Source organism: Sphingobium limneticum (genome assembly GCF_008710155.1).
In the GTDB taxonomy this organism is placed as follows: Bacteria; Pseudomonadota; Alphaproteobacteria; order Sphingomonadales; family Sphingomonadaceae; genus Sphingobium; species Sphingobium limneticum.
On sequence record NZ_VYPZ01000009.1, the window covers coordinates 94,744 to 106,984 of the forward strand.

At 64.8% G+C, this 12,241-nt stretch carries 15 protein-coding genes; 7 read left to right on the plus strand and 8 right to left on the minus strand.

Annotated features, from left to right (window positions below; genetic code table 11):
• Positions 1-8: 8 nt before the first annotated feature.
• Entirely contained in the window at positions 9-800 is a 792-nt protein-coding gene (locus tag F4U94_RS12985) for a nucleotidyltransferase family protein (RefSeq protein WP_120250654.1), read from the minus strand.
• 40 nt (positions 801-840) lie between these two features.
• Positions 841-2,373 carry a M23 family metallopeptidase gene (locus tag F4U94_RS12990; protein ID WP_458225674.1) on the minus strand — a complete coding sequence of 511 codons (1,533 nt, stop codon included), beginning with the start codon at positions 2,371-2,373 and terminating at the stop codon, positions 841-843.
• A gap of 227 nt (positions 2,374-2,600) precedes the next feature.
• On the opposite strand from F4U94_RS12990, the gene F4U94_RS12995 reads away from it, so the two are divergent.
• The 7 genes from F4U94_RS12995 (at position 2,601) to F4U94_RS13025 (ending at position 8,885) form a co-directional block, all read left to right on the plus strand.
• A complete protein-coding gene (locus F4U94_RS12995; protein ID WP_172598826.1) occupies positions 2,601-5,417 on the plus strand; it encodes a helicase-related protein in 2,817 nt (938 codons plus the stop codon).
• Positions 5,410-5,706 carry an RNA-binding S4 domain-containing protein gene (locus F4U94_RS13000; protein WP_120250655.1) on the plus strand — a complete coding sequence of 99 codons (297 nt, stop codon included), beginning with the start codon at positions 5,410-5,412 and terminating at the stop codon, positions 5,704-5,706. The genes F4U94_RS12995 and F4U94_RS13000 overlap by 8 nt, the downstream gene beginning before the upstream one ends.
• Before the next feature lie 70 nt (positions 5,707-5,776).
• The gene (locus tag F4U94_RS13005; RefSeq protein ID WP_120250656.1) at positions 5,777-6,031 is read left to right on the plus strand and encodes an antitoxin; all 255 of its coding nucleotides are present in this window, start codon (positions 5,777-5,779) and stop codon (positions 6,029-6,031) included.
• Positions 6,028-6,339 carry a type II toxin-antitoxin system RelE/ParE family toxin gene (locus tag F4U94_RS13010; protein ID WP_197716403.1) on the plus strand — a complete coding sequence of 104 codons (312 nt, stop codon included), beginning with the start codon at positions 6,028-6,030 and terminating at the stop codon, positions 6,337-6,339. Before F4U94_RS13005 ends, F4U94_RS13010 begins: the two co-directional genes overlap by 4 nt.
• Before the next feature lie 152 nt (positions 6,340-6,491).
• Positions 6,492-6,830 carry a ferredoxin FdxA gene (gene fdxA / locus F4U94_RS13015; RefSeq protein ID WP_120250657.1) on the plus strand — a complete coding sequence of 113 codons (339 nt, stop codon included), beginning with the start codon at positions 6,492-6,494 and terminating at the stop codon, positions 6,828-6,830.
• A 243-nt stretch (positions 6,831-7,073) separates the two neighbouring features.
• A complete protein-coding gene (locus F4U94_RS13020; RefSeq protein ID WP_120250658.1) occupies positions 7,074-7,601 on the plus strand; it encodes a CarD family transcriptional regulator in 528 nt (175 codons plus the stop codon).
• 126 nt (positions 7,602-7,727) lie between these two features.
• Positions 7,728-8,885, plus strand: a complete 1,158-nt coding sequence (locus F4U94_RS13025) for a pyridoxal phosphate-dependent aminotransferase (protein ID WP_120252141.1) — start codon at positions 7,728-7,730, stop codon at positions 8,883-8,885.
• Between the two features lie 167 nt (positions 8,886-9,052).
• On the opposite strand, the gene F4U94_RS13030 is transcribed toward F4U94_RS13025, so the two are convergent.
• From F4U94_RS13030 to F4U94_RS13055, 6 genes are all read right to left on the minus strand, one after another.
• Positions 9,053-9,310, minus strand: a complete 258-nt coding sequence (locus F4U94_RS13030) for a hypothetical protein (RefSeq protein ID WP_120250659.1) — start codon at positions 9,308-9,310, stop codon at positions 9,053-9,055.
• A gap of 80 nt (positions 9,311-9,390) precedes the next feature.
• On the minus strand, positions 9,391-9,894 hold the full coding sequence (locus tag F4U94_RS13035; protein WP_120250660.1) for an asparaginase domain-containing protein: 504 nt from the start codon (positions 9,892-9,894) through the stop codon (positions 9,391-9,393).
• 61 nt (positions 9,895-9,955) lie between these two features.
• Entirely contained in the window at positions 9,956-10,783 is an 828-nt protein-coding gene (locus F4U94_RS13040; RefSeq protein WP_120250661.1) for a pyrroline-5-carboxylate reductase family protein, read from the minus strand.
• 5 nt (positions 10,784-10,788) lie between these two features.
• Complete coding sequence (locus F4U94_RS13045; RefSeq protein WP_120250662.1) at positions 10,789-11,295, minus strand: type III secretion system chaperone family protein; 507 nt, start codon at positions 11,293-11,295, stop codon at positions 10,789-10,791.
• Between the two features lie 42 nt (positions 11,296-11,337).
• Positions 11,338-11,628 carry an accessory factor UbiK family protein gene (locus F4U94_RS13050; protein ID WP_120250663.1) on the minus strand — a complete coding sequence of 97 codons (291 nt, stop codon included), beginning with the start codon at positions 11,626-11,628 and terminating at the stop codon, positions 11,338-11,340.
• 44 nt (positions 11,629-11,672) lie between these two features.
• On the minus strand, positions 11,673-12,221 hold the full coding sequence (locus tag F4U94_RS13055; protein WP_120250664.1) for a TspO/MBR family protein: 549 nt from the start codon (positions 12,219-12,221) through the stop codon (positions 11,673-11,675).
• Positions 12,222-12,241: the final 20 nt, after the last annotated feature.

Below are 12,241 nucleotides of genomic sequence, written 5' to 3' on the forward strand. Positions count from 1 at the left end.
GCGGCCGGTCAGCGCCGCAGGATCGCCTCGATCAGCGTCACATCTTCGGGCTTGTCGGCGTCGATACAGGCTTCCGGACTGTCCATCGCAACCAGCCGCGCGACAAGGCCGAACTTGCGGCCGATCCGCGCCATCCCGCCCCTCAGCGTCAGGATGCGCAGCAATGCGCCGAGCAGCGCAAACGGGCCGAAGGCGGCGAGGATTTTCCAGCCCTTCTTGCGGTCCTGCTCCACCTCCTGCCACAGGCTGATGATCGCGCTGGCCTTGTCGCTGCCGAACCAGAAGATGTTCGCGCCCGACCACCAGCCGTCACGGAATTTGAGCCAGGTGCGGCGCGACTGCGGATAGCGCGCCAACAAAGTCGCCCGCTCCACCATGGCGACCGCGACATCCGCGCCGCTCGCTTCCGCCACGAACTGGTCCAGCATGGCGCGGTCCAGCAGCACATGGTCAGCCGTGGTCATCAAAATCGGGAACGGAACCTCGCCCCCCTCCAGCAGCGCCAGCAGCGAAGAGGCGATGCCCTGCCCGCCCTTTTCGAAGCGCACGCGCGGATGGTCGGCCAGCCAGGCGGTGGCGGGATCGGCTGCGAAAAGGTCGGCGCGCTGGGTCAGGATCACCACCTGCCCGATCGCGGGATGATCCAGCAGCGCGCGCGCCGGGCGATTGATCATCGGCTCGCCACCCACCGGGACGAGCGGCTTGACCGCCACGCCGGCGGCCTGCGCCAAAGGATCGGGAATGGGACGCGCGCCCGCGAGCAGGATGGCGGTGACTGCGGCGGGGAGAGGAGAGGTCATCGCCGCGCGTTAGCGGAGCCACCCCGTGGCGGAAAGAGACTTATTTGCCCGAAGCCACGGGAGCGGCCGGAGTCTTTTGTGCAAAATTGTCGTGCAGGCCGACACGCAGCCCCTGATATTGCGCCAGTCGCGCGCGGAAGGCGGACAGTTCCGCGCCGGCCAACTGCGCCGTCGTGGTGAACTTCACCGACAGCGGATTGACCGTCGCGCCATTGCGATACAGCTCATAATGGAGATGTGGTCCGGTCGACAGGCCGGTCGATCCGACATAGCCGATCACCTGACCGCGCCGCACCCGCTGACCCGGTGCCGCCGCGATACGACTCATATGCGCATAGCCGGTGGCCAGGCCGCCGCCATGCTGGATGCGGACATAATTGCCATGGCCGCCATGCCGCCCGGCAAAGGCGACCACGCCGTCGGTCACGGCATAGATGGGGGAACCGTAACGCGCCGCGAAATCGATGCCGGCGTGCATGCGGGTATAGCCCAATATCGGGTGACGCCGCTGGCCATAGCCCGACGACATGCGCCCGGCGACCGGGGCCGACAAGACGCCGCGCCGTTCGCCCACGCCCGACGCCTCGAACCATTCGGTGCGGCCGTCCTTCGTCCATTTCAGCATGTCGACGGACTTGCCGCGCGATCGCCGGAGGCCGGCATAGAGGAGGTCGCCCACCTCCACATCGCCGGTTTCGGCGCGGCGATATTCGGTGACGATGTCGTAGCGGTCGCCCGCACCGATGCCGCCCAGATCGACCTGCCCCGCGATGACGCGCAGGAAGGCCTGGACGGCCTTGGGCGGCGCACCGGCCGCGCGGGCCGAGCGATAGATGCTGTCGCCGACCACGCCCTGAATGCGCAGCGGCGTATTGTCGACACGGATGGGGATGCGCCTGACCGACAGCACACCGCCTGCGCGCGTCAGTTCCAGATTGAGGTCGAGCCGGGCGCGGAAGGCCAGCATGTCGAGCGGACGCGGCCGGTCGCGACTGGTGCGACGGCCCAATATGATGTCGAGCCGCGTGCCGGGCTTCACGCCCTCGCTCATGTCGCCGCCGACCATCGCGGTCACGGTGGCGACGTCGCCGCCGCTGACCCCGGCGCGCGACAGGGCGCGGGCCAGCGTATCGCTGCTGCCGATCTGGGCACTGAGTTCGATCTGCGGCCGTTCCGGCGTCTCGCGCAACGGCTGCACCGCGTCGGTCGCGCCCATATGCCGCCCGCTGTCCGCGCCGAGCGCGAGCGGGGTCATCATCTGGCTGCGCACCTCGTCATAATGCGCGTCGCTCAGACGAGCGCCGGGCAGCCCCGGAATCGGCTGAAAGGAAGGCGAGAGATAAAGCGCCGTGGCGCAGAGGCCAAAACAGGTGGCGAGGCCCCGGAACCAGGTGAGGCTACCGACCCGTTCGGCAAGGTCGGGAACCAGATCGACCTCATCCGCCCAGTCGCGCAGGCGCGTGCGCCAGTCGCGGGATTGCGGCGCGGCGCCGGCGCGCGCGAGGGAATCGGCCATCCACAGCGACATCGACGCGCCGCCCTGTTGCGATCCCAACTGGCTTTCCTGAAACAAACCCGCGACCCCAAAGGCATTTTTATCATTGCTGCGCCGGCAACATCCCCCGCGCCATGCGTGGGCGGGACTGTTGTGAACGCATAGGGTTAAAGTCAAATAAAGACGTTCGCATGACCGATGACGGTGCGACGAACCGTGCAGACGGCCGGACAGGATCGGCGATCAGGACGAGAACCGCAAAACCCCTTGCTACCCGCCCGGTCCTGCCCGACATAGCGATCATCATGGCCCAGTTCGCCCGTTCCCCCATCACCGCTGTCCTCGGTCCGACCAACACCGGCAAGACGCACCTCGCCGTCGAGCGCATGTGCGGCCATTCGAGCGGCATGATGGGCTTTCCGCTGCGCCTGCTGGCGCGCGAAGTCTATGACCGGGTGGTCGCGATCAAGGGACCGCAATTGGTCGCCCTCATCACCGGCGAGGAAAAGATCGTGCCGCCGGGCGCGCGCTATTTCCTCTGCACCGCCGAATCCATGCCGCTCAGCGGTGGGCGGGAAACGGGTATCAAGGAGGATTTCGCCTTCGTCGCGCTGGACGAGGCGCAATTGGGGTCGGACCCGGAACGCGGCCATATCTTCACCGACCGGCTGCTGCGCGCGCGCGGCCGGGAAGAGACGATGATCCTGGGTTCCGCTAGCATCAGCCGGGTCGTGAAAACCCTGGTGCCCGATATCGAGATCATCGGCCGACCGCGCTTTTCCACCCTCTCCTATGCCGGCGCGAAGAAGCTGTCGCGCCTGCCCAAGCGATCCGCCATCGTCGCCTTCTCCGCCGAAGAGGTCTATGCCGTGGCCGAAATGCTGCGCCGTTTCCGGGGCGGCGCGGCGGTGGTGATGGGCGCGCTCAGCCCCCGCACCCGCAATTCGCAGGTGCAGATGTTCCTGAATGGGGAAGTCGACTATCTGGTCGCGACCGATGCGATCGGCATGGGGTTGAACCTGGACGTCGCCCATGTCGCCTTCGCCTCCCTGCGCAAATATGATGGCCGTCGCAGCCGCCGCCTGACCGTCAGCGAAATGGCGCAGATCGCAGGGCGCGCGGGCCGTCATCACAAGGACGGCACGTTCGGCAGTCTGGGCGGCGAAGATGGCGACGCCGCCTTCACGCCCGAAGAGATCGAAGCGATCGAAGCGCATCGCTTCCCGCCGATCGAACAGCTTTTCTGGCGCAACGGCACGCCGAACACCGACCGGCTGGAGCATCTGCTGGCCGATCTGGAGCAGAAGCCGCAGCGCCCCGAACTGCGCGCCGCGCCCGAAGCCGTGGACCTCGCCGTGCTGCGCCGCATGGCCGACGATCCGCTCGTGGTCGAGCGGGTCAAGGGCAAGCGGCAGGTCGAACGGCTTTGGAGCGCCTGCGGCCTGCCCGACTTCCAGAAGCTGGGCGCGGATCATCATGGCCGCACCGTCAGCCGCATCTGGCAATTTCTGTCCGAAGGCATGGGCCACATTCCGCGCGACTGGTTCGCCCAGAATCTGGCCCGGCTCGATTCGGTGCAGGGCGATATCGACACGCTGTCGGGCCGAATCGCCGCCGCGCGCACCTGGTCCTATATCGCGCATCGCCCAGACTGGCTGGCCCATCCGGTCGAAATGGCGGAGCGCACCCGCGCGCTGGAGGAAAAGCTGTCCGATGCGCTCCACGCCGCGCTGACGCAGCGTTTCGTCGATCGGCGCACCTCCGTCCTGCTGCGCGATATCGGGCAGAATGCGAGCAACCTGCCGGTCACGGTGGAGCCGGATGGGAGCGTCTGTGTCGATGGCGAGACGATCGGAAAACTTGACGGCTTCCGATTCTCGGTCGATCCCGCTACGCGACATCAGGATCGAAAGATGTTGCTGGCGGCCGCGGAACGGCGCCTTGGAAAGGTATTACGAGTGAAGGCTGAAGAATTGGTGGGCGCAGCGGATACGGATTTCGCGCTCATGGACGAAGCAGGACAGGCACCGGGCATCGCCTGGGGCGAAACGCCGGTGGCGTCGCTGCTGGCGGGATCAAGCCTGCTGGCTCCGGAAATTCGGCTGGATCGCGCGCTACTTAGCCTGGGTCAGGATGTGCAGAAGCAGGTTGCGACCCGCCTCGCCGCCTGGGTCGAGGCGCAGAAGCAGAAGCATCTCCTCCCCCTCGTCAAGATGAGCGAGAGCGCGTCCGATCCGGAAGTCCCCGCCGTCGTGCGCGCCGTCTTTGCGCAGCTTGGCGATGCCGGCGGCGTGATCGCGCGCACCGATCTCGATTCGGCGCTCGGCCATCTCGACAAGGATCAGCGCCATCTGCTGCGCAAGGCGGGCATCGATATCGGCGTGCTCGACATTTATCATCCCGGCCTGTTGAAGCCCGGCGCGGCGCGCTGGCGCTCGGCGCTGTTGGCGGCCCGCATCGCCAAGCCGTGCCTGCCGCTGCCCGGCCCCGGCCTGACGCTGATCCCGGCGGGCGAGAAGTTCGAACAGATGGGTGCGCGCATCGCCGGCTTCCGTGGTTTCGGCGACCAGATGCTGCGTATCGACATGGCCGAACGCATGGCCCGCTCGGCGCATGAGGCTATCGCCAAGAACGAAGCCTTCACCCACACCAGCCCACAGATCGTGTCGCTGGGCCTTTCCGAACCCTCCTTCCTGCAACTGATGCGCCTTGCCGGATTCCGTCCGGTCACGCCGCCGGCACCGGCAGCGGTGGAAGAAGCCCCTGTGGAAGCCGCCGAAGCCCCGGTTGAAGGCGTGGAAGCGGCTGAAGGCGCACCCGAAGCGCAGCCTGCGTCCGCCGCCGGCGCCAACTGGGCGTTCAGAGGCCGGCAGAAGCCGCGTGGCGATCGTCCGCAAAACGGCCGCCCGCATCAGGGTCAACAGGCTCGCAACCAGCAGCCCCGCGACGGCAAGGATGGCGGCAAGGATGGTGGCAGGCCTGGCGGCGGCAATCGTCGTTCCGACAAGGATGGCCGCCCGCCGCGCTCCGGTTCGCCCCGCCCCGCTTCGCCGGGCAGCACGCCGGCGCCTGCCAATAACGCCTTTGCCGGTCTGGCGGACCTGCTCGGCCGCAATGGCTGACCCGGTGTCCGGCATCGGCCATGGGCCGACGCTGCGCATCGACAAATATCTGTGGTTCGTCCGGCTATGCTCCAGCCGGTCGAACGCACAGAAATTGGCGGAGGATGGCCATATCCGCCTGAACGGTCGCCGGATCGACCGTGCCCATTCGCCGGTGCGGACGGGCGACCTCATCACCTTCCCCCATTTCGACAAGGTGCGCGTCGTCCGCGTCGTCGCCCTGCCGTCACGGCGCGGCCCCGCGCCGGAAGCCCAGGGCTGCTATGAGGAACTGACGGTCGGCGGGTGAACTGCCATAATGCCTGCTGCCCAAGCCAGAAATTTATGATAAGGTGCGTTTCCGCAAGCGAGATACTGCTATGAGCCGCCTGACGATCGACATGACTGAACAGCAGCATGAAAGTCTCAAGGCGTCGGCCGCCTTGCACGGCAAGACGATGAAGGAATATGCGCTGGAAAAGCTTTTCTCCGATCAGGTTGATGGGGTTGACGCTTTGGATGAACTGAAGGCTCTGCTCGGCGCGCGGATAGCGGAGGGCTTGGACGGCCATATCGCGACGGTAAGCGCTGCAGACATTGTCGAGAATGCCTTACGCAGGGCACGCCACGCTTGATCCCTGCCTATGTCCTGACGGCAACGGCAGAGACAGAGCTACAGGACATTATCGCTTATACATATGATCGCTGGGGCGAGGATCAGGCACGCGCCTATGCTAACACGCTACTTGGTAGCATGACGGCATTGGCAGCCGGTCACGAGCGCTATCGGGATTTAGCGGACCTGCATCCCGGCTTACGCACGGCAAAGTCCGGTCGGCATCATATCTTCTGCCTTGTCCGGGTCGATGCCCCTGCTCTTGTCATCGCCATTTTGCATGAACGGATGGATCTGATGATGCGCCTTAACGAACGGCTGACATGATCGCCCGATTTACCTGGCGCAGTGCATCGCAAAACTGCGAGTCGTTCGCACGAAACCGGCCCTAAAGCCCTGACAACAATATCCTCATTGACCTTCGCGCGTGTGGGGCATAGCAGGGCCGCGCTTTTTCCAATCCTACGAGTGCCCAGACAATGACCTATGTCGTGACCGACAATTGCATCCGCTGCAAATATATGGATTGCGTCGAGGTCTGCCCCGTCGACTGTTTCTACGAGGGCGAGAATATGCTGGTCATCAACCCGAACGAGTGCATCGACTGCGGCGTGTGCGAACCGGAATGCCCGGCCGAAGCGATCCTGCCCGATACCGAGAACGGCCTTGAAAAATGGCTGGAACTCAACACCAAATTTTCCGCCGAATGGCCGAACATCACGGTGAAGGGCGAAGCCCCGGCCGATGCCGACGAAATGAGCGGCGTGGAGAACAAGCTGGAGAAGTTCTTCTCGCCCGAACCGGGCGAAGGCAGCTAAGCTCGGCGCTCCAGCGTCCCATGTTGCGCCACAGGAACAGCACCACCCCCAGACATTGTGTCCGGGGGTGGTAATTTTGTTACGAATCTGCTAAATAGGTCCGCGACGGTCGGATGTTCCCTATCATCCGACTCTGGAGAATACGCTTCATGTCTTGACGGTGGCGCCGTGGACCCCTCGGCATTTGTCTCGCGCATCTGCCCCGCGACGGCCCGTTCCCCGGTTGAATTGGAAAGGTATCAAATGGCTGCCAAGGCGCTGTCCTTTGACGTTGGTGATTATGTCGTTTATCCCAAGCATGGCGTGGGCCGTGTAATCGAGCTTCAGAAGGAGCAGATTGCGGGCATGGAACTGGAGCTGTACGTGCTCCGCTTCGAAAAGGAGCGCATGACGCTCCGCGTGCCGACCAACAAGGCCGAAGGCGTGGGCATGCGCAAGCTGTCCTCCAACAAGACCCTCGAAGAATCGATGGAAACGCTCAAGGGCAAGCCCAAGGTGAAGCGCACCATGTGGTCGCGCCGTGCCCAGGAATATGAAGCGAAGATCAATTCGGGCGACCTGGTGTCGATCGCCGAAGTGACGCGCGACCTTTTCCGTGCCGACGACCAGCCCGAGCAGAGCTATTCGGAACGCCAGATCTTCGAAGCGGCGTCCAGCCGCCTCGCCCGCGAACTCGCGGCGATGGAAGAGACGGACGAGCCGACCGCGCTCAAGAAGATTCTGCGCATCCTCAATGAGGCTGCGCCCAAGCATGTGAAGGTCGAAGGCTGATTCCCTTCCCCTCTTCCGAACGATGAAAAGGGCGTCCGGCAACGGGCGCCCTTTCTCTTTGGACGCTGCGGAAAAGCCATCCTCGTCCGTTTCCTCCCCTGTAGGTAATGACAGGGGAATGATATGATGCACGACCAGTCGAACGCACGGCAGGATCTTCTAGAACGTGGCTATTCCCGGCGACAGGCCGCCCGTATCATGGGTGTGCTGGGCGCGGGCGTTGCAGCCGCCAGCGCAGGCACGCCGCTCTGGGCGCAGCGCAACGATGGCCCGGACGAAGGCAATGTCCCCAAGGTCCGCATCGGCTCCAACGAATGCTGGACCGGCCCCTTCCCCGTCGCACAGGCGGAAGCAGCCAAGATCATCGGCCATGCCAATTTCTACCATCCCGGCACCGAAGTCACCGATTTCAAAAAGACGCTCGCCACGATAGAGGGCGTGCCCGCCGACCATATCCTGCCCTGGCCCGGCTCCAGCGATCCGCTCTCGCGCATCGTCGTGGCCTTCTGCTCGCCCAAGAAGGGGCTGGTGACGGCGGACGTCAGCTATGAACAGCCCTGGGGCACGGCGGAATGGGCCGGCGCGAAAGTGACCAAGGTGCCGCTGACCAGCGACTATCGCCATGACGTGAAGGCGATGCTGGCCGCGGATCCGCAGGCAGGCCTCTATTATGTCTGCTCGCCCAACAACCCGACCGGCACGATCACGCCGATCGCGGACATCGAATGGCTGGTCGCCAACAAGCCTGCCGGATCGGTCGTGCTGGTGGACGAAGCCTATCTCCACTTCTCCCATGCCAAGTCCGCCGCCTATCTGGCCGCCAAGCGCGACGATGTGGTCGTGCTGCGCACCTTTTCCAAGCTGTTCGGCATGGCGGGCATGCGGCTGGGCGCGACCATCGCGTCGCCGGCGTTGCATGAGCAGCTGATGCGTTATGACGGCAAGCGCATGTCGACCAACCTGCCGCTGCCCTCGGTCGTGTGCGGCACGGTAGCCCTGACGCAAAAGGCGCTGATCGAACAGCGTCGCGCCGAAATGATCGCCGCGCGCGACTATACGTTCGCGCATCTCAAGAAGCGCGGGATCAAGTTCATTCTGTCGGACGCCAACATGTTCATGGTCGATTGGGGCAAGCCGGCCAAGGGCGTGCAGGATCAGTTCCTGGCGGCGGGCGTCGGCATCGGCCGCAACTGGGCACCCTGGCCCACCATGTCGCGCGTGACCGTCGGCTCCATGGCCGACATGCAGGCCTTCTGCGCCGCGCTTGACAAGATCATGGTCTGATATCGGCGAAGGGGCTGGCACCATAGGCCGCCAGCCCCTTCTGCATTAACGCCTATTGCGTTCGGGCCGAGCCTGTCGAAGCCCTGCTCTTCTTTACTGACAGTCGACAAGCAGAATGGCCGTTCGACAAGCTCAGGGCGAACGGCTGCTATGAAGAGCTTGGGAAACTAGTCCTTCTTAACCGCGCCGGCTGCGTCCTTGGCCGCGTCACCGACATCGCTGGCGGCATCGCCCACCTGCTGGGCTGCGGTCGACACCGCATTATCCTTGCTCGTCTGGCTGCTGATCAGGAAGAAGGCGGCCACCGCCACCACGACCACCAGCAGCAGGATCGCGATGGTCGTGCCACCGCCGCCACTGCGCTTTTCGATGATGGTCGTGTGCGTCACAGGACGCTCCTGATAATCGGACCGATTATCGGTCATGTCTTGCTCCTCCTCGTCATGCCACCCGCCCGTTTCAATGCCGGGCGGGGGATGTTGTTCCGGGAACGAGACGGTCGCGATCAGTCCTGCGTCGGGACGAAGGCGCCCTTGGCGCGATCCTTCACCACCTTGTCCGCGCGAAATACGGATCCGCTCATGGTGATGTAGACGCCCGGCTGTGCCACCTGCGCCGTGGCGAAGGCCATGCCGAGGTTGAAGCTGGCGTCGCTCTCGCCGAAGCGCGCGGGGGCCAGCGCGCCGACCAGCACGATGGTCTTGCCCTCGATGCCGGCCAGTTCCTTGGCGGTTTCGGTCATCGTGTCGGTGCCATGGGTGATGACGATATGTTTTTCGCGGGCGGCAGCGACGCGCGCGACGATCAGCGCCCGGTCCGTCTCGTCCAGTTCCAGACTGTCCTTGCGCGTCACTTCCTCGATGCGGAAGGGGCGCTTGACCCGCGCGACCTCCAACAGCTTGGCCATCACCGTTTCGCCGACCTGATAGTCCGACAGGGCATCGAAATAGACCTTGTCTATGGTCCCACCGGTGGTGAGCAGCAGGATCGGGGTTTCAGGCGACAACATGGGCGACTCCAGGGTAATTTGGGCGCGCCTTACCGTAAAAGCAGCTTGCCCGGAACCGTGCTTATTCGCCGCGTGCCATCGCTTCGCCGCGATCGCGGGCGGCGGCCAGCGTATCGGTCAGCAGCGCCAGCAGCCGGTCGTCGGCGTCCAGCACATTGAGGCCCTGGCGCGTCATGCCGCCGGGGCTGGCGACCTGATCGGCGAGCGTGGCGGGGCTGACAGGGGCGCGCGCGGCCATGTTCGCCGATCCCTGCACCGTCGCCAGCGCCATGCGCGCGGCCTGATCGGCAGGGATGCCGATCGCTTCGCCCGCGCGCGCCAGCGCATCGACGAAGCGGAACAGGAAGGCCGGGCCGCAACCCGACAGCGCCGTCACCTGATTGAACAAAGCTTCATCGGCGATCCATTCGACCAGCCCCAAAGGCTGGATCAGCGCGCCGATCGCATCGCGGGCGGCGGGATCGGTGGCGTCGTCGCTGAACAGCGCCGTCACGCCCTCGCCCAGCCCCACCGGCAGGTTGGGCATGGCCCGCACGATATCGCGCACGGCCGGAAAGCGGCTGCGCAGTTCGGCCAGCATCGTGCCGGCCAGGATCGACACGATCCGCGTATCGGCTGCGCAAAGCGGCGCCAGCGCGTCGGCGACATCGGCAATCTGATAGGGTTTCATGCCCAGCAGCACGGTCGTGCCGGCGGGCAGCGCGGCCGGATAGTCGGTCACCACCGCGACGCCATCGGCCACCGGCTTGCCGCTAGGACGCAGCACGGTGACGCGGGCAGGCTCAAGACCTTCGCTCAGCCAGCGGGACAGCATCTGCCCCACCATATTGCCGCAGCCGACAAGGAACAGGTGATTGGGGAACAAATGATCGGGCCAGATGGCAGTCATGCAGGTCAGGCCTCGCCGCGGGTTTCGATCAGGCTGGCGGAGATCGCCTCGGATGGCGACTTGCCGCCCCACAGGACGAACTGGAACACCGGATAGAAGCGCTCGCACTCGTCGATCGCGGTTTCGACCAGCAATTGCGCCTGATCCAGCGTCAGCGTGCCGCCGGCGCCGAGCAACGCGCCGTGCCGGAAAAGGATGATGCCGCTGGACGACCACAGCTCGAAATGGCCGAGCCACAGCTGTTCGTTGATCAGGCCCAGCGTCTCATAGATGGTGCCGCGCTTCTCTTCGCTGACGCGAATGTCGGGCAGCGCCAGCAGTTGCAGCACCTGATCTTCGTCTCGCCAGATGCCACGCAGCTCATATTGCGCCCACGACCCCTGGGTATTGGCGACGATCTCGTCCTCGCCGACCTGCTCGTAGCTCCAGCCGTGCGCCTCGAAATAGGCGGCCAGCATGTCGATCGGCGCGGCTTCCCCACCGCCATGTTCGAATTCGTCACTATCCATCATCGGCGCGCCTTATCACCGCATGCGGCGAAAGGACAGACGGGATCAATCTGCCTTGGGCTTGGCGGCCTTGACGCTCTTCGTCACCGGTTCGGTCGTCTTGCCTTCCAGCGCGTCGAGACGGGCCTTGAGCAGCTCGACCTCTTCGCGCGCGGCGGCGGCAACGGCCTTGACCGCGTCAAACTCTTCACGCGACACGAATTCCATGCCGCCGATCCATTCCTTCGCCCGCTCGCGCGCGTTGGATTCGAATTCGCGCGTCACGCCGGCCACGGTGCCGGCAGCGCCATTCACCAGCTTGGCCAGATCGTCGAAGAAGCGGTTTTCGCTCTGCATTGGTCAAATCCTCTGTGCGGCGCGCAAGGAAGCGCGCCTGTAAATCATATCTGGGTTCTGAGCGCCGGGGCCACAAGGGTCGCCGCGTCGGGGTTCAGGCGGCCGATCTCATAGTTGAGGAAGGAGGCGAAGGCCAGCCATGCCAGATAGGGCAGCAACAACACGCCGGCAAAGCGCCGAATCCGCCAGAAAAAGGCGGTCGTTACGGCCACAAATACGAATAGGATCAGGATCAGCGCCAGCGCGCTGCCGACCTGATGCGCGCGAAAGAAAAGCGGCGACCAGCAGAGGTTGAGCAGCAATTGCACGAGAAACAGGGCGATCGCCCCGCCCCGCCCCTGCGCGCCCCGCGCATGCAGCACGATGGCGAAGGCCAGCGCCATGAAGACGTAAAGGATGGTCCAGGCGACGCCGAAGGCCCAGCCCGGCGGCATCAAGGCGGGCTTGTCCAGCGCGTCGAACCAGCGATTGCCATAGCCGCTATTGGCAAGACGCCCGGACATGAAGCCGAGGAAGACGATAGCGGGCACCGTAACCAGCGCCCAGCGCAGATAGGCAAGACGCAACTGACCGGGCGACGCAATCTCGTTCATCGGCAACGCAGCTCCAAAAA